Consider the following 24,769-nt stretch of genomic DNA (forward strand, 5'->3'; position numbering starts at 1 on the left):
GCGGCGCCACCGACCCCCCCGTCGGCGGCCGCCGCCGGCCGCGGCCAGGACGCCGACATCGCCTACTGGAACTCGGTGAAGGACACGGGCGATCCGGCGCAGTTGAAGAGCTATATCGCCGCGTTCCCGAACGGCACCTTCGTGGCCCTCGCCACGCTACGCCTTCAGGAGATCGAGAGCCGTGGCGGCCGGCCGGCCGACGACCGCAGCAAAGTCGCCGCCCTGCCGCCCGACGGCGGCGTGCCGCCGCGCCCGCGCTCGCCGCGGGAGAACTGCGCGAGCTTCTCGGCGCCGGCCGGCACCGACCTCTATTGCGCGAGCTCGGTGCTCGATCCGCAGTTCGGCAGCAGCTACGGGGTGCGCAACCTGTTCGGCGGCGATCCCGGCAGCGCCTGGGTCGAAGGCGCCGCGGGCGACGGCACCGGCGAGTGGGTGACGATCGCGTTCGACGGCGAGCGGACGGTGCGCGGCCTCGTCGTCAACAACGGCTACGAGAAGAGCACCGACCTCTACGTCAAGAACGGCCGGGTGCAGATGCTGCGGCTGGTCTTCTCCAACGGCGAGACCCGCAGCGTGACGCTGCAGGACCGGCTCGGCCCGCAGACCGTCACGCTCGACCGTCCGGTGCGCGCCCACTGGGTCCAGCTCGTCATCGACCGCACCTATCGCGGCACCCGCTACACCGACACGGCGATCTCCAAGCTGACGGTGGTTTCGGAGCGGGCGCGGTAGTGGGCACGGCCCGGGCCGCAGTCGTCGTCGACACAGGCGAGGGCTTTGCAGAACTCGTCATTCCGGGGCGCGCCGAAGGCGCGAACCCGGAATCCAGCGGCGAGCTCGACATCCTGGGCTGGATTCCGGGCTCGGCGCGGTGCGCCGCCCCGGAATGACCGAGCCCCTCACCGCACCACCAGCACGAGATCGGGCGCCGGCGCGGCGGCCGGGCCGGGGCGGGTCAGGCGCTCGGCGTGGAGCGTCGCGAGCAGCAGAACGACCAGCGCCGTGCCCTGGTGCAGGATCGCGAGGTCGAGCGGGACGCGGGCCAGCAACGTCAGCACGCCGATCGCGATCTGCACGACGATCGCGACGGCGAGCGCCAGGGCGCCGAGCCGCACGCCGCGGCGGCCGCCGGCGGAGAGCGTCGCATCGACGAGATGCAGGATGGCGACGAGCGCCAGGGCGTAGCCGACCATGCGATGGGTGAACTGGATGGTCAGCGTGTTCTCGAAGAAGTTGATCCACACCGGATCGGCGAAGAACAGGTCGCGGGCGCTCGGGATCAGCGCGCCGTCGATCAACGGCCAGGTGTTGTGGACGAGACCGGCCCGCATCCCGGCGACCAGGGCGCCGACATAGATCTGCGCGAGCACGAGGCCGACCAGCACGCCGGCGCCGGCGCGCAGCCGCCACGGCGTCGCCTCGCCCGGCCGCGCCGACAGCCGCGCCCCGGTGAAGACCAGGGCGGAAAAGATCACGCAGGCGAGCGTGAGGTGAAAGGCGAGCCGGTAGTGCGAGACGAAGATGCGGTCGGCGAGCCCGGACGCGACCATCCACCAGCCGACGCCGGCCTGCACGGCACCGAGCGCGAAGATCGCCGAGAGGCCGACGACCAGGCCGCGGGACAGCGCGCCGCGCCACAGGAACCACAGGAACGGCAGCAGGAAGGCCATCCCGGTGAGCCGCGCCACGTTGCGGTGGCCCCACTCCCACCAGTAGATCACCTTGAAGTCGTGCAACCCCATGCCGCGGTTGAGGATCTCGTATTGCGGGATCGACTTGTACTTGTCGAACTCGGCCTGCCAGGCGGCCTCGGTGAGCGGCGGCAGCGCGCCGGTCAGCGGCTTCCACTCGACGATCGACAGGCCGGACTCGGTGAGGCGGGTCGCCCCGCCGACGATCACGGTGAGGAAGACGAGGCCGGCGACGGCGAAGAGCCAGAGGCGGAGCGCGACGGAGATGCGATACGGCACGTCGGAGTCCCGGGGGTTGGAGACGGCACAACGGTCACGGCCGCTTGCGCGAGCCCGCATCGACCATATAGACCCTCGGTCGCGGGCGGCCAATGTCGGGCCCCTGCCTCCGCCGGACGCCGAGGTCGTGCCGGCACGCGCGCGAGACGGGGCGCGGTCCGAGGGGCCGGCGACCGGCGCGAAGGATCGGGGGATCGCCATGACACGCCGCCGTCGCCGCCTGGTCGGGCTGTTCGGCCTCATCGTCCTGCTGGTGCTCTGGGGCTTCTTCGCCGTCGGCGCCGGCTACTTCTTCCTCGGCTCGGAGAACTGGGCGGTGCGGATGGCCTATTACGCCATCGCGGGCGCCGGCTGGCTGCCCTTCGCGCTGCCGATCGTCACCTTCATGGCGAAGGTGGAGTGAGGCCGGCCGCCTGCCTCGGGCAGGGCGTGGCCGGCGTCGCCTGATCGCACGGGACCCGGCTCGCGGCGCTTCGCGCCGCGCCGGGCACGAAGTCGGGCGCGCCCGCGTCACGAAAACCCGGTCACGCCAGTCCGTGTCGTCGCAGCGAGTCCCACAAGGTGCGAAGGTTCGCCTCGACCTGGCGGGTGCGCTCGGGCGTGTTGTAGGCCCGCGCCGCCTCGTTGGCGGAGATGAGATCGGCCATGTGGCGGTTCCAGTCGAAGCCGTCCGAGACATCGCGGGCGCGCGGGGTCCCTCCGTCGACCGGGGTCAGAATCCCGCCGACCTGCATCGACAGCATCAGGATGTCGCCTTCGCTCATGCTCGCCGTCGCCTCCTCCCAGGCGGCGCGCAGCGCCGGCGAGGCATTCACGGGCGGAAACGAGAACAGCAGCGCGGTGCCGGTCTGCAGGAGCCCGTCGCCGTTCAGATCGACGCCCTCGGTCGGGGCGAGCAGCAGGTTCTCGGCGCCCTCCTCGGAGAGCGCGCCGACATCGATCGGATCGGCGAGCGACGCCGCATTCTGAAGAAGCGCGAGCGAGGCCGTGTCCAGCCCGGCCAGGAAGCTCCTCGCCTGTCCGCTGCGGACCGCCGAGCGGCCGGCCGTGTAGAGGGCTTCCACGCGGTCCTGCCGGGTCTGATCGAGACCGCGGGCCGAGAGGATCCGCTCGTCGTCGACGCTCAACGCGAAGGGCTGGGAGAAATCCGGGCGATGCCGTCCCTTCAGCAAGGGACTGCTCGCGGCGGCCCCGCTGGTCGCGGCGGCCGTGCTGGAAAATGCCGTCATGTCTTGTCCTTCCGGCAGATCTTGCCGGCACCGATGTCACGATGCGGAAGGTGTTGCCGGAAAACCCGGCAAAGCCCGCGCCGCGGGGGCATGGATGCAAGACGAAGGCCGGGGACGGGAGAACGGCGGTCGACGAAATCTCACGCCGCGCTGAGCTTGCGCAGGCCGTTCCACAGCGCCGTGCCGGTGCCGGACAGGAGCACGTCGACGTAGCGGCCGCGCTGGAACTCGCCGTTGATCGAGATGCGCGGCAGCGCCGTCAGGGTCTCGGCGTGCTCCGGGAACAGCACGCCGGGGCGCGTCGTCACCGCGGTCTTGAAGCCGAGCTCGGCCGCGATGGCGAACTCGCGCGGCCCCGCGGCGGTCGCGTCACCGTAAGGATAGGCGAGGTGGCGGGGCGCCGCGCCGAGCGCCGCCTCGAGCACGGCCGATCCCATCTTAAGCTCGGAGCGCGCCACGGTATCGCAGGCCTTGGCCAGCATCACGTGATTGACCGTGTGGGCTCCGATGGTGACCAGCGGATCGGCCGCCAGCGCGCGGATCTCCTCCCAGCTCATGCACAGGCTGTCGCAGATGGCGGCGCTGTCGACCCGGTAGCGGGCCGTCAGCTCGCGCACCGCTTCGAGCATCTGGGCGTCGGTCGGCATCCGGCGGAGCCAGCAGTAGAGGAGCGCGAAGGCCTCGCTCTTCTCGGCCGTGGTGGCGCAGGCAATGCGGCAGTCGCGCCCGTCCATCTCCAGCACGATCTTGTCGTTCTGCGCGATCACGGCCTCGAGCGCCGCCCACCACAGCTCGCCGAGCCGGTCCGGGAAGCTGGTCGGCACGTAGACGGCGAACGGAATCCCGTGCCGCTTGAGGATCGGATAGGCGAAGTCCTTGTTGTCGCGGTAGCCGTCGTCGAACGTGAAGGCGACGAAGCGGCGCCCGAAGTCGCGCTCCGAGAGGCGGCGATACACCTCGTCGAGGCTGACGAAATCGACCTTGCTGCGGACGAGCCGTGCGACGACGTGCTCCAGGAAGTCGGGGGTGATCTCCAGGAGCTGGTTGGGCTGGAAGCCGTCCGGGCGGGCGGGCCGCACGTGATGAAGCATCAGGATGGCGCCGACGCCGCCCAGGACAGGCCGCATCAGCCGATGCGCGCCGGAGAAGTAGAGCGCCTCGAGACCCGATCTGATGATGGCTCGTTTCAACTGATACACGTCCTCGAGTCCATTGCGAGGTCGGCTAATCCACACACCATGATGCGCGAAGCTTCGACCCGTGCAAAGCCGATCCCCAAAGCCGAGACCGAACGTCGCAGCCACCGATCGCCTCGGACGGCCGCCACGCGAGCCCCGACACGCGCGAAACGTGTCCTCTGCCGGCATCACCCGATCGGCTCGAACATGTTCCATTCCGGCTATACCAACGCTTTGTTGATTTTTCTTTGCCAATCTCGCGGCAGAAACGATCCAGACAACCGGGCGGACCCTGCATGAGCGTCATCGAGCTCTCGGCGAAGCACGAGCCATGCGCGACCGCGTCGCACTCCGCAATCCCGGATTGCTCGTCGACGACGCCTTGCGCGGCCGGCCCGGTGATCGAGCTCGCCATCGCCGACAGCCTCGCGGCCGCGCGACCGGCCTGGCAGGCGCTCGAGGCCGCCGGGGCGGTCGCCACCGCGTTCCAGCGGCACGCCTGGGTCGACGCTTGGCAGCGCCATGCGGGCGATGCCGAGGGCGCGCAGCCTCTCGTGGTGATCGGGCGCGACCGCGACGGAGCGCCCGCCTTCCTGTGGCCGTTCGTGGTGCGGCGCGGGATTCTCTCGATCGCCCGCTTTCCCGGCGGCAACCACTCGGGGCTCAATATCGGTCTATGGCGGCCCGACGCGGCCGCCGCCATGACGACGAGCGCGATGGTTCGCGACCTGCTGGTGCGGATCGGACGGCGGCACGGCATCGACGCCTTCGCACTCGTGCGCCAGCCGCGGCGCTGGCGCGGGCTCGACAATCCCTTCGCGTTGCTGCCGTCGCAGCCCTCCGTCGACGACGTGCTGGCGACCACGTTTCCCGACGGCGGCACGCCCGAGGACGCCGTCAAGGCGACGCTGACCCGCGACATGCGCGGGCGGCTGCGCACCAAGGAGCGCAAGCTCGAGAAGCTCGACGGCTACGGCTATCACCGCATCACGACGGCGGGCGACGCCGACCGGGTGCTCGACGCCTTCCTGGCCCAGAAGGCGGCGCATTTCGCCGCCCAGGGCATCCGCAACGTCTTCGCCGATCCGGGCGTCGAGGACTTTCTGCGGGCGGCCTGCCACGCCGGGCTCGCGGACGGCCGGCCGGGGATCGAGCTGCATGCGCTGGAGGGCGGCGGTGAGGTCATCGCGGTGATGGGCGGGGTCTGCGACCAGCACCGCTTCTCCTGCATGTTCAACGCCTACACGACCAGCGAGAACGGCCGCTGGAGCCCGGGCCTCATCCTGATCGGCCACATCGCGCGCGACTGCGCGACGCGCGGCGTCGCGAGCTTCGACCTCGGACCGGGGGCGGCGCCGTACAAGACGTTCTTCTGCCGCGAGCCCGAAGGCCTGTTCGACAGCATGGTGCCGGTGTCGCTGTCGGGCCGCGTCGCGGCGCTCGGCCTCGCCGGCCTCGCCGGCGCCAAGCGCCGCGCCAAGGAGAGCCCGCTGGTGATGCGCCTCGTCCAGCGCCTGCGCCGCGGCACCGCGGCGGGAGCAGGCTGAATCACCATCCGCGACGACGCGCCCTGAACGACGCGTGTCGCGGCTCTCCGCCTCGTGTCCCGGCGAAAGCCGGGACCCAGGGGCGGCTCCGCCAGAGCCTGCTCCGATCGCCCTGGGTCCCGGGTCACGGCGCAACGCGCCGTGCCCGGGACACGAGCTCTGTCGCGCGGCGAAGCGGGCGTGCAGCAGCGGTGGCCTACGCCGCCTCCGGGTGCGGGGTCGGGGCGACCAGGGGGGCGCCGGCGAGCACGATGAGGCCGTCGCCGTAGCCGGCTTCGGCGAGGCGGGCGCGGGCGACGCCGGCGATCGGGTCGGTCGGATCGGGTACCACCAGGACGCCACCGGGCGCGAGCTCGGCCATCTGGTCGGCGGCGATCACGTCGAAGGCGCCGGCGTCGATGATCACGTGGTCGTAGGTGCGGGCGAGCGCGTCGATCATGGTGACGAAGCGCAGCGAGGCGAGCAGCGCCGCCGTCTCCGCCTCGCCGCGGCCGCGCGGCACGATGTGGGCGCGCGAGACCTTGTCGCGGGCGATGATCTCGCCGAACGTCGCCTCGCCCCGGATCATGTCGGTGACGCCGGGGCCGTCGCCGCCGATCGCGGCGGCCGCGCTGCCGGCGGGCTCGGCGCCGAGCCGCACCAGCACCACCAGCGCATCGCGGGCGAGCAGCCGCGCCACGGCCATGGCGGCCTGGGTGGCGCGCCCGTCCGGTGCGGTGCCGAAGAACGCCACCTGGCGGCCGACGGCGCCGTCGCGCAGCCGGCCCGCCAGTTCGTCCACGGACGACAGGGTGACGGCCGCGTCGCGCATCCCCGCGTCGCCCATCACCTCGTCCCGCATCTCCTCGTGTCGCGCCGCCAAAGACGGCGCCGCGAAGCCCCGCCCCGCATCGTCCTGCGCGACGTCGTCATGGGCGACGCCGTCATGGGCGGACGCCCCCTGCCCCGCAGGCTGCGGCGTGCCGTTGCGGGCCGGAGGCTCGGCGGCGCCGTCGTGCGACATGTAGTCGCCGGGGGCAGCCGCAAGCGCGTCCGGCAGGTGAGGCGTCGCGTCGGCGAAGACCGGCGGCACGCGCCCGGCGGCCGGGCCGGGCGCGTCGTGTGCCTCGGCAACCGTGTCGACGGCGTCGCTCGGCGGCGACGGCACCTCGGACGACAGCGCCGGAATGGCGGGCGGCGCCCGCCCGGTCCACAGGCTCCGGCCGAACAGACGGCGGCCGGGTCGCTCCGGCTCCTCCAGCCGGGCCGCCGGTCCGGGCGGCGGGACCGCGGCGATCGGCGCGGCCGGCGGCACATCGCGCGACGGGGTCGGCTCCCTGAACGGAGACGTCTCGCGGTAGGAGGACGCGGCCGGCTCGGTCCGCGGCACGCCTCCGGCCGGCGCCGGCGAGGCGGCGCGGATCAGCTCGCCCGCCGTGACGAGGCCGGCGGCGACGAAGAAGGTGGCGAGCGTCGCGACCAGCACGATCGGCATCTTCTTGGGGAAGAACGGCGTGTTGGAGACGATCGCGCGGGAGATCACGCGGGCGTCGGCCGGCGCCGAGCCGATGCTCTCGCGGGCGGAGGCCTCGCGATACTTGCCGAGATAGGACTCGAGCAGGTCGCGCTTCGACTTGGCGTCGCGCTCCAGCGCCCGCAGCCGAACGTCGTCCTCGTTGCTGGTCGCCGCCTGGCGCTTGAGCGCGTCGAGCTCGGAGGTCAGCTTGGTGACCCGCTCGGCCGCCTCGCGGGCGTCGTTCTCCAGCGAGCGCACGAGCTTCTCGGCCTCGGAGCGGATCTGCCGGTCGTAGTCGGAGATCTGCGCCTTCAGCTCCTTGATGCGGGGATGGTTGTCGAGCAGCGTCGAGTACTGCTCGGCGAGCTGGGCGCGCAATGCGACGCGCTGCTCGGAGAGCCTTCGGATGAACTCGGAGTTGACGATCTCGGACGCCTCGATGGCGTCGCCCCGCCGCAGCATGTCGCGCAGCAGCCGCGCCCGCGTCTCGAGATCCGCCTTGCGGGCGCGCGCCGCGCCGAGCTGGGTGTTGAACTCGCCGAGCTGCTGGTTGGACAGCGTGGTGTTGTTGGTGCCGACGAACAGGTTACTGGTGGAGCGGAAGCTCTCGACCCGGGCCTCCGCCTCGGCGACCTCGCGGCGCAGCCGGTCGATCTCGCCGGACAGCCAGCGGCTGGCCGCCTGCATGTCCTCCTGCTTGTTGCCCTGCTGCAGCTTGAGATAGGTCTGCGCGATCGCATTGGCGACGCGCGCCGCCAGCGCCGGATCGTAGGACTGGAACTCGACCGTGATGACCCGCGACTTGTCGACCGCGTAAGCCGTGATCCGCTCGTACCAGGCGTCGAGAACCCGCTCCTCCGGCGTCATGCGGTAGGGATCGCGCGAGACGCCGAGCGCCACCAGCACGCGCTTGACCAGCGGCAGCCCGCCGATCAGCGGGTCGAACTCCGCCCGCTTGGCAAGCTCGAGCTCGGCGATCACCTGGGTGGCGAGGTCGCGCGAGAGCACGAGCTGCACCTGGCTCGTCATCGTCTCCTGGTCGGCGGCGCTGCGGTCGAAGCTGTTGCGGTCGGCCTCCGGCCGCAGGAAGACGTTCTCGCGCCCTTCGTAGAGAATGCGCGTCTCCGATTTGTAGCGAGGCGTCAGGACGTTGACGACCGCGGTCGCCACCAGGGCGGCGAGCAGTGTCGGGATCACGATCAGCCACTTGCGGCGCCACAGCGCGCGGCCGATGGCGCGCATGTCGAGCTCGCCGCGCCCGCCCACCGCCTCGGGGTCCGATCCGAACGACATCCTGCAAACTCCGCACCACACAGACTACGCACGCCGCTCGATTACACTCTATTATGGTTGCCGGCGGGTTAATCGTCACCCCCTGCGCGGAATCCGCGGCGCAACTCCCGCTCAACCTTGACAGACCGTGTGCGGTATCATGGATTCACCGCCGGTTCTGTTCGGCCTCCGATCCCGGATCGGCGGCGGTCGTCGATCATCGGGGCGAGCCTGCGGAGGACGAGATTCATGGACATGCCGGTTCGGTTGAGAATCGTGCATGTCGTGCGCGCGCCGATCGGCGGCATCTTCCGCCACGTCTGCGACCTCGCGACCGCCCAGAGCGCCGCCGGCCACACGGTCGGGATCGTCTGCGATTCGCGCACCGGCGGCGACTTCGAGGCGGCGGCGATCGCCGCCGTGGCCGACCGCCTCGAGCTCGGGGCGACGCGCATGCCGATGCGGCGCGACGTGTCGCCGGCCGATGTCGGCGCCCTGATGCGGCTCACCCGCCATATCGGCGCGATGGCGCCCGACGTGATCCACTGCCACGGCGCCAAGGGCGGCGTCTACGGCCGGCTGATCGGCGCTTGGCTCGGCCGGACGCGGCCGATCGCCGTCCTCTACGCCCCGCACGGCGGCAGCCTGCACTATGCGGTCGGCTCGCTCGAAGGCCGGTTCTACTTCGCCATCGAGCGGGCGCTGGAGCGGGTCACCGACGCGCTCGTCCATGTCAGCGCCTACGAGGCCGAGACCTATCGCCAGAAGATCGGCCCGCCGCGCTGCCGCGCCGTGGTCATCCACAACGGCCTGCGCGAGGCCGAGTTCGAGCCGGTGATCCCGCATCCGGACGCCCGCGACCTCCTGTTCCTCGGCATGTATCGCGAGCTGAAAGGAACCGACGTGTTCCTCGAGGCGATCGCCAAGCTGCAGAGCCGGTTCGGCCGCCGTGCCACGGCCCACCTGTTCGGCCAGGCCGAGGACGAAGGCCGGGCCCGCTACCAGGCTCTGGCGGAAACGCTAGGCATCACCGACCGGGTGACGTTCCACGATCCCGCCCCGACCCGCGAGGCCTTCGCGTTCGGCCGGTCCGTGGTGGTCCCCTCGCGGGCCGAGTCGATGCCCTACATCGTGCTGGAGACGATCGCGGCCGGCCTGCCGATCGTCGCCACCCGGGTCGGCGGCATCCCCGAGATCTTTGGGCCGCGCGCCGGCGAGCTGGTGCCGCCGGGCGATCCCGACGCCCTGGCCGGCGCCCTGCAGGCCCTGCTCGCCGATCCGGTGCGGGCCCAGATCGACGCCGCCGCGCGCTACGACTGGGTCCGGCCGCGCTTTCACATCGACGCGATGCAGCGCCGCGTCGACGAGCTCTACCGCGAGATCCTGGCCGGCAAGGCGGCGAGGTTCGGCACGACGGCACCGGGGCGCCCCGCCGTGGAGCCGCGCATCCGGGAGCCGCACAGCGGGGAGCCGCGTCCACCCGCCCCGCCGGCCGCCGAGCCGGACACCGGCCCGCGCCGCGCGCCCGAGCCCGAGGCGAGAGAGACCCGGGTGGACGCGCCGTCGGCACGGCGTATCCTGGGTCCGCACACGGCCGGGCGACGCGCGGCCGGACATGCGGGCGGCGGGGCCTTCCGGCTGGTCCCGGCGGTCTAGTCGTCGTTTACCAGTTTATGTGAATGCCGCGCGAGAAGCGTCGACGTTTACGCGACCGTGGCCATTTTTACCTATGCCGGAAGCGGAACGACGGCGGGCCGTCGCGGCCGTCGTGCGGCCGGCTCCGCAGCCCCCCGGAGGCATCGACATGGCGATCGCAGCTCCACCGATGAACGGCACTCCGCCCGGCCGCCCCGGAAGCCATTCGGCCGTCCCGCGCGAGCTGGGACCGCTGGCCCGCAAGATCGCCGAGGAGCCGATCGCCGACGCCATCTCGCCCGTCGTGCTGACCGGCGTCGCCCGCATCGTCGAGTTCGTGCTGGTGGTGCTCACCGGTGCCGCCGTGCATGCCGTGTGGCTCTACCCGAGCGAGGGCTTCGAGCCGATCTACCTGATCATCGAGCTCGCCGTCGCGACGGCCGCGATCCTCGCCTTCCAGATGGTCGACATCTACAACGTGCAGGCGTTCCGCTCGCACGTCTATCAGCTCGGTCGGCTGTGGGTGGCGTGGACGGCCGTGTTCCTGATCGCGCTCGCGCTCTCATTCTTCGCCAAGCACGAGTACTTCTTCTCCCGCGCCTGGACGGCCGGCTGGTACGTCACCGGCATGGTGGTGCTGTTCGCCTTTCGGATCGGCCTCGGCTGGCTGGTGCGGCACTGGGCCGACCAGGGTCGGCTGATCCGGCGCGTCGTGATCGTCGGCGGTGGCCGCGAGGGCGAGGCCCTGGTGCGCGCCATCGGCGCCGAGGCGCATTCGGACCTGCGCATCTGCGGCGTGTTCGACGACCGCGGCGACGACCGCTCGCCCTCGGTGGTGGCCGGCGTGCCGAAGCTCGGCACCGTCGACGACCTCGTCGAGTTCACCCGCCGCACCCGCGTCGACCTGATCCTGGTGTCGCTGCCGCTCACCGCGGAAGACCGCGTGCTGCAGATGGCGCGCAAGCTGTGGGTGCTGCCCGTGGACGTGCGGCTCGCCGCCCACATGAACCGGCTGCGCTTCCGGCCGCGCGCCTATTCCTACATCGGCAACATCCCGGTGCTGGACATCTTCGACAAGCCGATCGCCGACTGGAACCTGGTGATCAAGTCGGTGTTCGACCGTGTCGCCGCGTTCCTGATCCTGGTCGCGATCTCGCCCGTGATGCTCGCGACCGCGCTCGCCATCAAGCTCGACAGCAAGGGGCCGGTGTTCTTCAAGCAGCGCCGGCTGGGCTTCAACAACGAGGTGATCGAGGTCTACAAGTTCCGCTCGTTGCGCCACGAGCACTCCGATCCCGATGCCAAGCGGGTCGTCACCAAGGGCGACGACCGCGTCACCCGGGTCGGGCGGTTCATCCGCAAGACCTCGATCGACGAGCTGCCGCAGCTCATCAACGTGCTGCGCGGCGATCTCTCGCTGGTCGGGCCCCGGCCGCACGCCATCCACGCGCCGCTCGCCAACAAGCTGTGGGACGACGTGGTCGACGGCTACTTCGCGCGCCACCGGGTGAAACCCGGCATCACCGGCTGGGCGCAGATCAACGGCTGGCGCGGCGAGCTCGACACGCCCGAGAAGCTGCAGCAGCGCGTCGAGCACGACCTCTACTACATCGAGAACTGGTCGCTGCTGTTCGACCTCTACATCCTGCTGCGCACCCCCTTCGCACTCCTCGAGACGGAGAACGCGTATTGAGCGCGATCGACTCGCCGCTCTCCGGTCCGCTGCCCGGCCCGGCCGGGATGCCGGCGGCCGGGATGCCGGCGGCCGGGAGGCCGGCGAGCGTCACGTCGGGGGTGGAGCGGCTGCGCCTCGCGCTGATCTTCATGATCGCCTTCACCAGCGGCTTCGTGCAGCGCGAGCCGGCCCCCTACGAGCTGATCACGTCGATCGCCATCGTGGTGTTCGCCGCGACCGGGCTGACGCTGCGGGCGACGCTGCTGCCGCTGCTCAGCCTCCTGGTGCTCCAGAACATCGGCTATCTCGTCTCGCTGATGCCGGTGATCACCCTCGAGCGCACCGCGATGTGGACGGCGGTGACGAGCTTCCTGTCGATCTCGACGCTGTTCTTCGCCATGGTGCTGTCGCAGAACACGGCGCAGCGCCTCGACATGCTGATCCGCGGCTATATCGGGGCCGCGCTCGTCACCGCGGCGATCGCGATCCTCGCCTTCTTCCGCGTGCTGCCCGGCTACGACCAGTTCCTGCTGTACGACCGCGCCGCCTCGACCTTCAAGGACCCCAACGTGTTCGGGCCGTTCCTGGTGCTGCCCGGGCTGGTGCTGCTGCAGCGCATGGTCTCGGCGCGCGATCTGCGCCGGCTCCTCGCCGACGGGCTCAAGCTCCTGGTGATCGCGGCCGGCCTCCTGCTCACCTTCTCGCGCGGCGCGTGGGGGCACTTCACCGTGTCGGCGATCGTGATGCTGGGGCTCACCTACGTCACCACGCGCTCGGCGAGCGACCGCTTCCGCATCACCTTCGTGTCGGTGATCGGGGTCGTCGTGCTGGCCGGCCTCGTGCTCCTTCTGCTGTCGTTCGACGTGGTCGGCGACATGTTCAAGGTGCGCGCCAATCTGGTGCAGGACTACGACGCCGGCGCGCAGGGCCGGTTCGGTCGCCACATCGCCGGCGCCCTCCTGGTCTTCGAGCTGCCGTGGGGCATCGGGCCGCTGCAGTTCTCCAAGGAGTTCTCGTACGAGCCGCACAACTCGCTGATCAGCGCGTTCATGAACGGCGGCTGGATCGCCGGCACGACCTGGCTCGCCCTGACCGTGCTGACGCTGGTGATCGGGCTGCGCCACGCCTTCGTGCGCACGCCCTGGCAGCCGATCTTCATCGCCGCCTACGCGACCTTCATCGGCGAGGTCGGCGAGAGCTGGATCATCGACGTGGCGCACTGGCGCCACTACTTCCTCATCATGGGGATCGTCTGGGGCCTGATCGCAGCGGGCCGTGTCGCCCCGCCGCAGGCCGATCAGGCGGCGTATCGCCGACCGCCGCCGGGCGTGTGAGACGCATCGTAGTCGCGGAGACTTCCGTCATTCCGGGGCGCGCCGAAGGCGCGAACCCGGAATCCAGCGGCGCACTCCACATTCTGGACTGGATTCCGCATTCTGGGCCGGATTCCGGGTTCGGCACCTGTGCCCGGACGGCGCAGAGCGCCGGTCCGGGTGCGCCGCCCCGGAATGACAAAGGGCAGCCTCAGCCCTGCACCCGCACGTATTGCTGATACGAGTAGCGGGTGCCGATGTCGTGGCGGAACAGGAAGTCGTCGATCGCCGCCATCGGCGTCATCAGCTTGCCGCGCAGCAGATAGAGCGAGGCGAGCGCGAAGAACTCCATGCGCGGATGCTCGGTCGTCACCTCGAACACGCCGCGCAGCGTCGCGATCTCCGACGGGGTGAGCGGGAACTCGTGCTCGTCGCCGTATTTCGGCACCCACAGCTTGCCGACCACGTGCTTGCGGAACCACAGCAGCAGATCGCTCGCCGCGTTGTTCTCCCAGAAGAAGGCGCGGCCGCCCGGGCGGATCGTGCGGCGCAGCGCCTGGCAGAACTCGCCGAACGGCTCGAGGTGGTGGAGGATCATCGAGCCGTAGACGAAGTCGACAGGCCCGAGCGTGTCGATCGTCATCGCATCGCAGACGACCGGCCGCACCCGCGTGACGCCGCGCGCCCGGCAGCGCTCGGTGAGCGAGGCGATCGCCACCGGCGAGGCGTCGACCGAGATCACGTCGGCGCCGATCTCGGCGAGCAGCAGCGACGAGGCGCCGGCGCCGCAGCCGAGATCCAGCACGGTCTTGCCGGAGAGGTCGCCGAACCAGGCGGCGGCGGCCTGGATCGCCTCGCGGGCCTCGTCGGACAGCTCCTTCGAGTAGATCGGGTTGGTCGAGTAGACCTCGTCCCAGAAGCCGGCGGAGATCGAGGCGCCCTGCGGCTTCGTCGCATCGGGCGCCATCGCGGCGCCCTGCGGCGCCGGAGCGCTCTCGGGCGCCGACACGGCGCCGTTCGCCTTCACGGAAACGGCCTGGGTCATGGGTCCTCCGGCGGGCGCACGGCCGCTCTCGCGACCCGAGGGGGCGCGCCCGAGACATCGACTACTACGCGACCGGCGTTGGTTTTAGCTTAACGGGACGGCCGGTCCGCACACGTTGCCGCGAGGTCGCCGCGCCATGGTCGCGGTCGCCGCCGCCCTGTCCCGTACGGCGGCAGAACCGACGCGATCTCCCGGTCGACACGATTTGCCCCACCTCCGCGGCACGTCGGGATTACCCCGCCTCAGCGGGCGCTCGGAGCTCGCCCCTCGCTCTCACCTCGGTCGGAATGCCCGTGGAGCCGGCGCCCCGGCGAACCGGCGCCCCGGGCGTTCCGGGCCGCCCGCTGCTCGCCCGCTGCCCTGGTCGCCCCCCGGCTTGGTCGCCCCCGGCCCGCGCCGTGCAGACCGGCCCCGCAGCCCGCCGACGAGACGTCCGGACCGGTTGCGCCAGCCCGACCGCCTCTCTATAGTCCGCGCCGCTCGGAGCGTAGCGCAGCCCGGTTAGCGCACCAGTCTGGGGGACTGGGGGTCGAGAGTTCAAATCTCTCCGCTCCGACCATCAACCCCGTTGATATTGTTCTCGAATTGGCGCAGCCGGCGGGACGCGGCGCGCGAACAACACAGAACGAAACGGCCCCAAAGCCCCGAATTCGGGACACAGAGTGCCCGGAATAGTCCCGGCAGCTCGCCGACATCGACGACAACGACGTGGCGAAGCTGGTCGCCTGGCGCCGCGGCCAGTGCCGCAAGCTCGCCGCCAAGGCACCGCTGATCGCACCGGCCACCGTCAACCGCTCCACCACGCAGGTTCTCCAACGCATCTTCACCCGCGGCCGCAAGGTGTGGCGCATCCCGCTGCCGAAGGAGCCGCACTGGCGTCAGCACATGTTGCGCGAGCCCGAAGAGCGCATCCGCGAACTGCGCCAGGACGAGGACCAGGCCCTCACGGCCGTGATGGACCCGGACTACGAGGTGCTCCGCGCCTTCTCGATCGCCTCCGGACTTCGCATGCGGGAAAGCCTGCTCAGGTGGTCGCAGGTGGACTTCGCCGCCGGCGTGGTGATCACGGTCGGCAAAGGCGGCAAGACGATCCGCATGCCGATGACCACGACCATGCGCCGCATGCTGATGTCACGGAAGGACCACCACGCCGAGTTCGTGTTCACCTATCGCGTTAAGCGCACTCGCGCAGACCGCTGTCGCGGCGAGCGCCGCCCAATCACCATCCAGGGCTTGAAGGCCCACTGGCGCCGCTGCCGGAAGAAGGCCGGCGTCGCCGACTATCGCTGGCACGACAACCGCCACACCTTCGCAACTAGCCTGCTCCGCGCCACCGGAAACCTGAAGCTGGTCCATAATGCGCTCCACCACGCCCGGATCGAGACCACGACGAAGTACGCCCACGTTCTTGACGACGAGTTGCGGGCCGGGATGGAAAAGGCGGATCGGCGACGGCAACCTGGCACTCGTCGTAGGATGCCAAAATGGCGAGCTACCTCCTCCAACGCGAGCTAACTGCCGGTATCCGTCCCTGCAGCGGCGGGCTGCATTGAACTTTTTTCTTCAACGCCGGGTAGACAGAGCCAACCTATTCATCATATACGAGAGGACAAAAACCACACAGAGATTCCGGAATGGCCGAAGTTATTTACAATTCGCCCAATAGATTGAAGGTCGGAAGGGGCTTACCCGTTCGCGTGAACCTCAGTTTTGGGGTCGAGAAGCCAACAGCCACCTCAAGAGAGAGAGAAAAAGTCGCACGAATATTAGCTAGGGAGCTTCGCCCTGACCTGTTGATGGACTTAAGCGTTCACAAAACCGCCCCAGAACCGTGGGTGCATATTCGTAATATATTTGATGGTCCAATTGGTATTTTGCCACACTATCTATTGTTCTCTGATACACACGGACTTTGCGAAGACTCTCTCCTCGAACGCATTAAGTCAGTCACTTCGTCAGGCATCAACTTCATCACTGTTCATTGTTCCCCGACTCATCAGCTAATGGAGCTTGCACGACAGAAAAGGAAAACTCCAGTCACAAGCCGCGGAGGGAGCATTGTCATCCGCGATATGCTGATCAATAGACGCAGCGAAAACATCTACTCCAAGATGTTTGATGAAATATGTGACGTGGCCCAACAAACCGGCACCGTCGTAAATCTCGGAACCGCTTTCCGGTCCGCGTCCGTTGCCGATGGATTAGATGAGGTTGTGAAAGAGGAGCTAATAATTCAAACGGAATACATTGATCGCGCAAGAAGCAAGGGAATACAGATTGTGCTTGAGGGGCCAGGTCACATCCCATTAGGGCAGTTGACTGAATATTGGCAGCTGATCGAACCACTTAACGTTTCACCAATGCCACTTGGCCCAATTGTAACTGACCGTTTTCCTGTGGGAGACCACATTTCAAGTTCTATTAACGTGGCCTACTTAATGAGTCTTAGCCAAGGCGGCATCATAAACGCAATTACCGCAGTTGAGCATCAAGGTGGAGTCCCAAGTTTCCATCACACCTTTGCGGGCTTACAGGCCGCGCTAATAGCTGCACAGGCTGCATCCTTGAACTACTGCCAAGACGCCTTTCACGAAGAGCAAGTCATTGCGGACCGACGCGCCGATCGACAAAGTTGCGTTCTGGACAGCGCGTCGGCAGGGTGCACCAGGTGTGAAAAGATCTGCCCGCTCATCCATTCTAATTATCCTTCAGGCTGAAATGGATTCAGCTAATGCTGTACCCCAACACGCAAGCTCCCATTTATATGGGAACAGCAGACAATGCAGCACAACATAGCGACCCTACAGCAGAGAAGCGACTTATCTTCGAGGTTGTTGTTTTATCTATAATGGGCTTTAGAACGTTCCTAGGAACACCGTTTCTCTGGCAATCTCAACCGTCTCTATCGGTCGTCACAAGCTATCAAGCAGCATTTGACGACCCTTCGATTGGCCCAAGCTTAACAAGCCGGCCCGGCATGCAAACGGCGGATGATTATTTTCGAGAACGCGAGGCTGACACCTCCCTTCCAAAGGCCCTTAATCTAAGACCAAACAGCGCCTTTGCTGCGGAGCAACCAGGCGCCAGCGCTCTTGATTGGAGAAGCCTTATTGGTCCCAAGATACGCGTTGTTCCTCGGTACGGCAGCGTGGAAACCGAGTTCAAAGCTTTGGTTTTGAAAGACACCGAGGCTCTCAGAGATAGAAGAAGCATTCGACAGGTTTCCGCTGTTGGCTTCTCAGCTCCCTTCAGCTGCAGAGGCCGCAACCTTACAGACTATCACATGCTTTCGTTAGCCGAACGAAGTTATCGGGGCCATTTCAGCCGCGCAACCATTGAGGATGAACTTGTTAAATCTGGATTACAAGTTGGATCGCTGAATGCCGCCCTGGCCCGGACGACGGCTCTCTATCAATTAGCAAACGGCCTAGCTCACCGAGCCTCGCTTTTCACTAGCTCTACATTATTCTCTGTAATGCCGAGCCAGTCCGAACTACCCGTGATTCACCGTTGGAGCGTTAGCCCCATGAATCCGTATCTATTTGCAGAGGTCCTAAACACGATCGGCGTCAAGCAGAGCTCTTGGATTTCCATTTCAGAATCTAAGATTAGCCAAATTTGTACGACGTACAACCCACTTCGATTATTCGCCCTTTACTATCGAGAGCATCTAACGGACCAACTATATCAATGGCAAGAAAGTACTGGCTTGCCCACGTTCTGGGAGGCAAAGAGAAGACTGAGCTGGAGCCTGCTACGAGACAACGAATGGAGTATTTTGGACCCCATTTCGAAACTCCCCGACAGAAAATACGATTCAATGATCGCCGGCGTCGCAGGCGTTGCAGTGGGCGCGCCGTTTGGCGCAGATCCAATGCGATCGTTTAGCGCTGCACGAACAGTAGCGCAGACAGGTTATAGCGTAATCGAGGCACTGCCTTTTTTCGATGCGCTGCGCTTAAGGGCAAATCTTAAGCGGTATGTCCATGAAATTGGCTTAATATAACCACATCGCCGTCAGCTCGCGCGGATGCGCCCACGCCGACGCTCTTTCAGTCAACCGCGAACTGTAGTCCTCCCGCCTAGGACGATTAAAATGCCGATCCGGACAGCCGGCGAACTAAACTCCCGAAATCAGTCCCGAAGAAACCACGCCCCTAACCCCAACCCATTGGTTGCGTAGCATTGTTTTGAACACGTTGTCCCGTCTGGGGGACTGGGGGTCGAGAGTTCAAATCTCTCCGCTCCGACCATCAACCCCATTGATTTGATTATCGAATTCGCGCCGGCGGCGGGACGCGGCGCGCGAACAACACAGAACGAAACGACCCCAAAGCCCCGAACTCGGGACGCAGAGTCCCGAGACCTCTTTAACGGCGTTCGCCAGATTGTCCGGTGCGAGAGCGACTGCCGTCGACGCGACGAGCCGGGGAGAACGGCGGTAAGCGCCGCCCCGGCCGAATCCGGCGCGAGCGGGATCAGCCGCGCCAGCGGATCGGGGCGTCGTCGGTTCCCGTGGCGAGGTCGGCGACGATGGCGTGGTGCGGCGAGAGCCGGCAGGCCGGATCGGTGGCACGCGCGTCGCCGGTGAGCGCGAGCGCCTGGCACCGGCAGCCGCCGAAGTCGCGGTCGCGCCACGCGCAGCTCGCGCACGGCTCGCGCATCCAGTCGGTGCCGCGGAACGCCGCGAAGGCCGGCGACGCCCGCCAGATGCGGTCGAGCGGCTGGTCGCGCACCGACCAGAACGCCAGCCCCGGAATGGTCTGCGCGGCATGGCACGGCAGCACCAGGCCGGACGGCGTCACGTTCAGCGACCGGCGCCCCCAGCCGCCGAGGCACGGCTTCGCCAGGCCGGCGTGGTGGTCCGGCATCACGGCCTCGACGATCAGACGGCCGCGCACGGCCTCGCGCGCCGCCTCGAGCGCGACGCGAGCGGCGGCGACCTGATCGGGCGTCGGCATCAGGGCGGAGCGGTTGGCCAGCGCCCAGCCGTGATACTGCGCGTGGGCGATCTCGACGCGTCCGGCACCGAGCGCCGCGGCGAGCCCGACGATCGCCGGAATGCGGCCGATATTGCCGCGGTGGATCACGCAATTCACGGTGAGCGGCAGGCCGAGCCGGACGGCTTCCTCGGCGAGCCGGCGCTTGCGCGCGAACGCCCCCGGCCGGCGGGCGATGCGATCCGCCTCGCCCGGGTCGACGTCCTGGATCGAGACCTGGACGTGATCGAGGCCGGCCGCGACGAGCGCGGCGAGCCGCTGCTCGGTGAGACCGACCGCCGACGTGATCAGGTTGGTATAGAGGCCGGCCGCCCTTGCGGCGGCGACGAGGTCGACCAGATCGGGACGGAGCGCCGGCTCCCCGCCCGACAGATGGAGCTGGAGAACACCGAGCGCCCCAGCCTCGTGAAAGACCCGGCGCCAGGTCGCGGTGTCGAGCTCGTCGGCGCGCGGCTCGAGCGCGAGCGGGTTGGAGCAGTAGGGGCAGCCGAGCGGACAGCGATGCGTCAGCTCCGCGAGCAGCCCCAGCGGCGCCGGCAGGGTGTCCACGTCACAGATCCACGAGGTGCTTGTCGGCGAGCGCCCGCAGCAGCGTCGCGACATCGCCCGCGATCCTTTCGCGCGGGGCCTGATAGAGGCTCGCAAGGGCGTCGACGAGCTCGGTCATGGTCGCACTGCCGTCGCAACGCCCGAGGATGTCGGCGGCGACGGGGTCGAGCTTCAGAATCCGCTCGGGCGCGAGCAGCACCGGGCCGCCATGCGCCGCGCTGCTCGTCAGCCGCACGCCGCGGGCGAGCCGCGGCCGCGCATCCGCCGGAACCGTGCGCTCCTCCGTCATCTCGCCTCCGCGACGACGGAAGCGCCGGTGTCACGGGCCTCCGGCACGAAGGCGTCGGGCGGGATGTGGCCCGGAGTCACATAGGCCGCGTAGAGCGCGTCGAGCATTGTCCACAGCACCTCGCACTTGAACACCAGCGCGTCCTGGACCTGCCGCTGCAGCACCGGCGTGGTCGCGTGCGCCTTGACGTAGCGAAGCGCGAACGCGCTGTCGCGCGACGCCTGCGGCGGCCGCGCCTGGAAGTAGGCGAGGGTCTCCGGCGTCACGAAGTCGTAGTGCTTCAGCATGCCGTCGATGCGCTCGCCGATGACGACGGGCGAGAACAGCTCGGTGAGCGAAGACGCGATCGCCTCCAGGAGCGACCGGCTGCGGACGAAATCCAGATAGGCGAGGGCCGCGAACCGGCTCGCCGGCAACGCCTACGTCTGCGAGACGACGGTCTCGCGGGCGAGGCCGAGGCCGTCGGTCAGCATCAGCCAGCGGGCGAGACCGCCCTCGCCTCCTCGTTCGTCGCCACCCTCGCCCTCCTGGTTTTCGCTGCCGCCGTCGTGATCGACCAGCCGGCTGCGCCAGACCCGCCGCACCGCCGGGTCGTCGCAGCGGGCGATCAGGGCGGCGTCCTTGAGCGGGATCACGGCCTGGTAGCAGTAGCGGTTGAGCGCCCAGGCCTGGACCTGCCCGCGACTGCAACGGCCGCCGTGCAGCATCCGGTGGAATGGATGGCGATCGTGATAACGACGCGCGCCGATGTCACGCAGCGCGGCCTCGAACGCATCGGGCGACAGCGCCGTCACGGCACGATCTCCAGGCCATCATGCGCGACCTGCCAGCCTGCTCGCTCCACGGTGCGACGCTCGGCCGAGTCCTCGATCAGGATCGGATTGGTGTTGTTGATGTGGAGATAGACACGGCGGCCGGAGAGCCCCGCGAGTGCGGCGAGCGAGCCGTCCGGCCCGGCGATCGGCATGTGTCCCATCCGTCGCCCGGTCTTTCGTCCGGTTCCAGTCGTGATCATCTCGTCGTCGGTGAACACGGTGCCGTCGAGGAGCACCAGGTCGACCGCCGCCAGCGCCTCGCGAACGATCGGCGTGACCGCGGCGATCTCGGGCACGAAGGCGAGCTTTCGGCCATGCGCCGCGACGATCACGCCGATCACGTCCGATGCCGTGTCCGCGTCATCGCCCTCGAGGTAGAGCGGCCGCTTGCCCGGAACCGGAAAGCTCTCGATCACGAGGCCGCCCGGGCCGGCGACGCGCCCGGGCGCCGGCAGGGCTCGGCGCGCCACGCGGTCGGCCGGAAGCGCATCGAACATCGGGTTGGCGTCGAGCGCGGCCAGCGTCGCCGCGTCGGCGAACAAGTCGAAGCCGTGCCCCTCGCGCATGTGGAGAAGGCCCGCCATCTGGTCGATCTCGGCACCGGTCAGGGCCACGGCGGCGATCGGGCTGTCGCGCAGACCCTCGCCGTCGCGCGGCGCCAGCGCCGGAGTCGCCAGAATCTGCGCGCGCAGATCGGGCGAAGCGTTGAGCAGCATCCAGGCATCGCCGTCGGCCGTCACCGCGACCGAGGTCTGGGTGCGCGGCCGCACCCTTCCCTCGCGCGCCGCCGCACAAACACGGCAGCGGCAGTTCCACTGCGGCACGCCGCCGCCCGCGGCCGAGCCGAGCACGATCGCGGTCAGCCCCGGCACGCCTTCGCTCAGATTTCGGGCGGCAGATAGCCGTTGATCTCGAGGCCGATGCAGATCTCGACGAAGCGCGGCGTCGTCCAGGCAGTCTTGGAAGTCATGATCGTGGTCCTCTCGTGGTGTATGCGGCCGGAGCCGACCGGCCGCCGCGGCAATCGAATCGCAACAACGAAACCCCGACCCCGGTTCCGGTGCCGGGTTCGCTCCGGCGCGGATCGACCTGCTCACAGGGCCGCGGTCGATCGCCGGGCCGCTCGGTCACGGCCCTTCGTTCTCCCGCTCCGGCGAGCTGCCGGAACTGCGCTCGCGCCGGCGCGCCGGTGAGATCGGGCTTTCCGTCGTCGAGCGCGTAGACCTTCAGATAATCGCCCTGGGTCGTCTCGAAGCGCGCATGTCCGGTCGCCGTGATGGCGACATATTGCCGTCCGTCGTGCTCGTAGCTCATCACGCCGGCCTGGCCGCCGGCCGGCAGCCGGGCTTCCCACAGCAGGCGGCCGGTCGTGGTCTCGAAGGCGCGCAGGAAATTGTCCTGGGCGGCGGCGATGAAGGTCAGCCCGCCCGCCGTCATCAGCGGGCCGCCGAGATTCGCCGTGCCCATGGTGATCTTGACGCGCGTCGGGATGCCCAGCGGCCCGGCATCGAAGCCGGTGCCGAGCGGCTTCGACCAGACGAGCTCGCCGGTGTCGATGTTGGTGGCGGCGATGAAGCCCCACGGCGGCGCCAGGCAGGGCACGTTCAGGATCGACAGCCACATCGGACGGTTCACGCCGAACGGCGTGCCCGAATGCGGCGCGATCGGCTGGTCCGGACGCGCCCCGCCGGAGCCCACCGGCCGGTCCTGGACCTCGGCGCGCGGCGTCATGTCGACGATGTTCGGCAGCCGCGAGTAGTTGGCGACGACCAGCCGGCGCACCGGATCGAAGCCAAGCCCGCCCCAGTTCATGCCGCCGACCGTGCCGGGCAGCAGCACCATGCCTTTCGCATCGACGGTGGGCGGCGTGAACATGCCGTCATAGCGGCGGGAGTGAAAGCCGATGCGGCACAGCGCGGCGTCGATCGGCGTGAGGCCCCAGATGTGGCGGCCGTCGATGCGCTCCGGCGTCGGCCCCGGCACGCCGCCGAGATTGGGGTAGAAGACCGAGCGCGGCTGCGTCGGCGAGAGGCGCTCGCCGGGCAGCTTGCCCTCCTGCGGCACCGCCTGGTGGAGCACCTGGCGCAGCGGCTCACCCGTCGCAGCGTCAAGGAGAAACAGGTCGCCGCCCTTCGTCCCCTGCAGCACGGCGCGGCGCATCGCGCCGTCGACCGGCACGTCGACCAGCATCGGCTGGGCGCCGAGGTCGTAGTCCCAGAGATCGTGCTCGACCGTGGTGAACGACCAGCGCGTGACGCCGGTCGCGAGATCGACCGCGACCACGGCCGCGGTGAAGCGGTCCTCCTCGGCGGTGCGGTTGCCACCCCAGTGGTCGGCGCCCGCATTGCCGGTGCCGAGGAACGCGAGGCCGAGCGACTCGTCGGCCGAGACGACGTTCCAGACATTGGGCGTGCCGCGCGGATAGATCTCGCCCGGCGCCAGCGGCGCCTGCGGGTCGGGGCGCAGCGCGTCCCAGGCCCAGCGCAGCGCGCCCGTCCGGGCGTCATAGGCGCGCACCACGCCGGAGGGCGCGTCGCGGCGCTGGTTGTCGCTGACCTGCTGGCCGACGATCAGCAGACCGCCGGCGACCGTCGCGCCCGAGGTGTTGGAGGCGAAGCCGCTCTCGCGCAGGCCCATGCCTTCGGTGAGATCGACGGTGCCGCTCTCGCCGAAGTCGCGGCAGACGAAGCCCCCGACCGCGTCGAGCGCGATCAAGCGCCCGTCCGCGGTGGCGACATAGACGCGGCGATGGCAGTTGCTGCCGCCGCGCGGCAGCGGCCCCATCACGCCCGGAACCGCCGGCATCCGGTCGACCGCCTCAGGCCGGCCGGCCGGATCGCCGTCGTCGAAATAGGCGACCGCGCGGCACGCGGCGCTGAACAGCGACTCCATGGTGCGCGACGGGACCTGCGGGTCGAAGTGCCAGCGCACCTCGCCGGTCCCCGGATCGAGGGCGTGGACCTGATTGCTGCTGGTGCAGGTGTAGATGAGATCGCCGGCCTTGATCGGCGTGTTCTGCGACGAGTAGAAGACGCGGCCCTCGCCCGGATTGAGATCACCACTGCGGAACGTCCACGCCTCGCGCAGCCCGCTCACATTGCCGGCGTGGATCTGCGACAGGGTCGAGTAGCGCCGCCCGAGCGTCGTGCCGCCGAAAGCGGGCCACTCGCGACCGGCATCGCGCGCCGGCGCGGCCGTGTCGCCTTCGGCCGGCGGCTCGGCGATCCCGACGCCCGTAGTCTCCGCCGGCGCGGCGGCCACCTCCTCGGTGCGCTCCCAGTGGACCGCCACGACGGCCACGAGGGCGACGACCGCGGCCGTGACACCGACGACGGTGGCGCGCCGCCAGACGCTGCGCGGCGGCGTCCGCCACAGCACGAAGGCGATCGCCGCGGCGACGACCAGTCCTGTCACGACGCCCAGGCGGCCGGCGAGATCGAAGCCCCAGGCCGGCATCCAGCCCTTGCCGGCGATCTCGTAGAGCGACCAGGCGAGCGTGAGCAGCAGCGCCGACGCGAAGGCGAGCAAGGCGAGCCGCTCTCGCCGCATCCAGGCGAGCACGCCACCGGCGAGCAGAAGCAGGCCGGCGATCACGTAATACGCCGTCCCGCCGAGGGTCACGAGGTGGACGCCGAGGGCCGCGGTCGCGAGTCCGAGGAGCGCCAGCAGCGACGCCACGATCAGATAGACCCATCGCCAGGCCCAGTGCCCAGCCGTCGCCATGCGGTCCATTCGATCTCCTCGCATTGTTGGTTCG

19 protein-coding genes, 1 tRNA gene and 1 pseudogene are annotated in these 24,769 nt (G+C 68.9%); 11 read left to right on the plus strand and 10 right to left on the minus strand.

Annotation, left to right across the window (positions count from 1 at the left end):
* Window positions 1-732: discoidin domain-containing protein (locus CCR97_RS06425; RefSeq protein WP_201159391.1), on the plus strand; the 732-nt coding region annotated here is incomplete at its 5' end.
* Window positions 732-890, plus strand: coding sequence for a hypothetical protein (locus CCR97_RS06430; protein WP_170145880.1), 159 nt, complete (start codon window positions 732-734; stop codon window positions 888-890). The genes CCR97_RS06425 and CCR97_RS06430, both read left to right, overlap by 1 nt.
* Before the next feature lie 9 nt (window positions 891-899).
* Here the strand turns inward: CCR97_RS06430 and CCR97_RS06435 are convergent, their stop codons facing one another.
* Complete coding sequence (locus tag CCR97_RS06435; RefSeq protein WP_245428903.1) at window positions 900-1,970, minus strand: COX15/CtaA family protein; 1,071 nt, start codon at window positions 1,968-1,970, stop codon at window positions 900-902.
* A 199-nt stretch (window positions 1,971-2,169) separates the two neighbouring features.
* Between CCR97_RS06435 and CCR97_RS06440 the strand changes: the two genes are divergently transcribed.
* Window positions 2,170-2,373 carry a DUF2842 domain-containing protein gene (locus tag CCR97_RS06440; RefSeq protein ID WP_170145881.1) on the plus strand — a complete coding sequence of 68 codons (204 nt, stop codon included), beginning with the start codon at window positions 2,170-2,172 and terminating at the stop codon, window positions 2,371-2,373.
* 121 nt (window positions 2,374-2,494) lie between these two features.
* On the opposite strand, the gene CCR97_RS06445 is transcribed toward CCR97_RS06440, so the two are convergent.
* Both CCR97_RS06445 and CCR97_RS06450 read right to left on the minus strand, forming a co-directional pair.
* Window positions 2,495-3,199, minus strand: a complete 705-nt coding sequence (locus tag CCR97_RS06445) for a hypothetical protein (RefSeq protein WP_146618772.1) — start codon at window positions 3,197-3,199, stop codon at window positions 2,495-2,497.
* Between the two features lie 140 nt (window positions 3,200-3,339).
* Window positions 3,340-4,398, minus strand: a complete 1,059-nt coding sequence (locus tag CCR97_RS06450) for a polysaccharide deacetylase family protein (protein ID WP_111357819.1) — start codon at window positions 4,396-4,398, stop codon at window positions 3,340-3,342.
* A 275-nt stretch (window positions 4,399-4,673) separates the two neighbouring features.
* Here CCR97_RS06450 and CCR97_RS06455 point away from each other — a divergent pair, with 275 nt between their 5' ends.
* Window positions 4,674-5,924 carry a GNAT family N-acetyltransferase gene (locus CCR97_RS06455; protein ID WP_111357820.1) on the plus strand — a complete coding sequence of 417 codons (1,251 nt, stop codon included), beginning with the start codon at window positions 4,674-4,676 and terminating at the stop codon, window positions 5,922-5,924.
* Window positions 5,925-6,120: 196 nt separating this feature from the next.
* Here CCR97_RS06455 and CCR97_RS06460 read toward each other — a convergent pair whose 3' ends face one another.
* Complete coding sequence (locus tag CCR97_RS06460; protein WP_201159392.1) at window positions 6,121-8,712, minus strand: exopolysaccharide transport family protein; 2,592 nt, start codon at window positions 8,710-8,712, stop codon at window positions 6,121-6,123.
* Window positions 8,713-8,940: 228 nt separating this feature from the next.
* On the opposite strand from CCR97_RS06460, the gene CCR97_RS06465 reads away from it, so the two are divergent.
* The 3 genes from CCR97_RS06465 (at window position 8,941) to CCR97_RS06475 (ending at window position 13,335) form a co-directional block, all read left to right on the plus strand.
* A complete protein-coding gene (locus tag CCR97_RS06465) occupies window positions 8,941-10,347 on the plus strand; it encodes a glycosyltransferase family 4 protein (RefSeq protein ID WP_244670304.1) in 1,407 nt (468 codons plus the stop codon).
* A gap of 148 nt (window positions 10,348-10,495) precedes the next feature.
* Window positions 10,496-12,019, plus strand: a complete 1,524-nt coding sequence (locus CCR97_RS06470) for an undecaprenyl-phosphate glucose phosphotransferase (RefSeq protein WP_111359321.1) — start codon at window positions 10,496-10,498, stop codon at window positions 12,017-12,019.
* Complete coding sequence (locus CCR97_RS06475) at window positions 12,016-13,335, plus strand: O-antigen ligase family protein (RefSeq protein ID WP_111359322.1); 1,320 nt, start codon at window positions 12,016-12,018, stop codon at window positions 13,333-13,335. The genes CCR97_RS06470 and CCR97_RS06475 overlap by 4 nt, the downstream gene beginning before the upstream one ends.
* 190 nt (window positions 13,336-13,525) lie before the next feature.
* On the opposite strand, the gene CCR97_RS06480 is transcribed toward CCR97_RS06475, so the two are convergent.
* Window positions 13,526-14,359 (minus strand): class I SAM-dependent methyltransferase, encoded by an 834-nt coding sequence (locus tag CCR97_RS06480; protein ID WP_111356500.1) that lies wholly within the window; start codon window positions 14,357-14,359, stop codon window positions 13,526-13,528.
* Between the two features lie 481 nt (window positions 14,360-14,840).
* On the opposite strand from CCR97_RS06480, the gene CCR97_RS06485 reads away from it, so the two are divergent.
* The 4 genes from CCR97_RS06485 to CCR97_RS06500 all read left to right on the plus strand — a co-directional run bounded on the left by CCR97_RS06485 (window position 14,841) and on the right by CCR97_RS06500 (window position 18,365).
* A tRNA-Pro gene (locus tag CCR97_RS06485) sits at window positions 14,841-14,918 on the plus strand.
* Window positions 14,919-15,067: 149 nt separating this feature from the next.
* The gene (locus CCR97_RS06490) at window positions 15,068-15,874 is read left to right on the plus strand and encodes a tyrosine-type recombinase/integrase (RefSeq protein WP_111356499.1); all 807 of its coding nucleotides are present in this window, start codon (window positions 15,068-15,070) and stop codon (window positions 15,872-15,874) included.
* A 119-nt stretch (window positions 15,875-15,993) separates the two neighbouring features.
* On the plus strand, window positions 15,994-17,076 hold the full coding sequence (locus tag CCR97_RS06495) for a phosphomethylpyrimidine synthase ThiC (protein ID WP_111356498.1): 1,083 nt from the start codon (window positions 15,994-15,996) through the stop codon (window positions 17,074-17,076).
* 14 nt (window positions 17,077-17,090) lie between these two features.
* The gene (locus CCR97_RS06500) at window positions 17,091-18,365 is read left to right on the plus strand and encodes a hypothetical protein (RefSeq protein ID WP_146618696.1); all 1,275 of its coding nucleotides are present in this window, start codon (window positions 17,091-17,093) and stop codon (window positions 18,363-18,365) included.
* 472 nt (window positions 18,366-18,837) lie between these two features.
* On the opposite strand, the gene pqqE is transcribed toward CCR97_RS06500, so the two are convergent.
* From pqqE to CCR97_RS06530, 5 genes and pseudogenes are all read right to left on the minus strand, one after another.
* On the minus strand, window positions 18,838-19,908 hold the full coding sequence (gene pqqE, locus CCR97_RS06505; protein ID WP_338049058.1) for a pyrroloquinoline quinone biosynthesis protein PqqE: 1,071 nt from the start codon (window positions 19,906-19,908) through the stop codon (window positions 18,838-18,840).
* A gap of 1 nt (window position 19,909) precedes the next feature.
* Window positions 19,910-20,991 (minus strand): annotated as a pseudogene (pqqC, locus tag CCR97_RS06515) (pyrroloquinoline-quinone synthase PqqC).
* The gene (gene pqqB / locus CCR97_RS06520; protein WP_111356502.1) at window positions 20,988-21,875 is read right to left on the minus strand and encodes a pyrroloquinoline quinone biosynthesis protein PqqB; all 888 of its coding nucleotides are present in this window, start codon (window positions 21,873-21,875) and stop codon (window positions 20,988-20,990) included. Before pqqB ends, pqqC begins: the two are co-directional and overlap by 4 nt.
* 17 nt (window positions 21,876-21,892) lie before the next feature.
* Entirely contained in the window at window positions 21,893-21,982 is a 90-nt protein-coding gene (gene pqqA / locus CCR97_RS06525) for a pyrroloquinoline quinone precursor peptide PqqA (protein ID WP_111356495.1), read from the minus strand.
* The gene (locus CCR97_RS06530) at window positions 21,979-24,744 is read right to left on the minus strand and encodes a pyrroloquinoline quinone-dependent dehydrogenase (protein WP_170145758.1); all 2,766 of its coding nucleotides are present in this window, start codon (window positions 24,742-24,744) and stop codon (window positions 21,979-21,981) included. Before CCR97_RS06530 ends, pqqA begins: the two co-directional genes overlap by 4 nt.
* Between the last annotated feature and the right edge of the window lie 25 nt (window positions 24,745-24,769).

This window comes from Rhodoplanes elegans, assembly GCF_016653355.1.
GTDB classification, from domain to species: Bacteria; Pseudomonadota; Alphaproteobacteria; order Rhizobiales; family Xanthobacteraceae; genus Rhodoplanes; species Rhodoplanes elegans.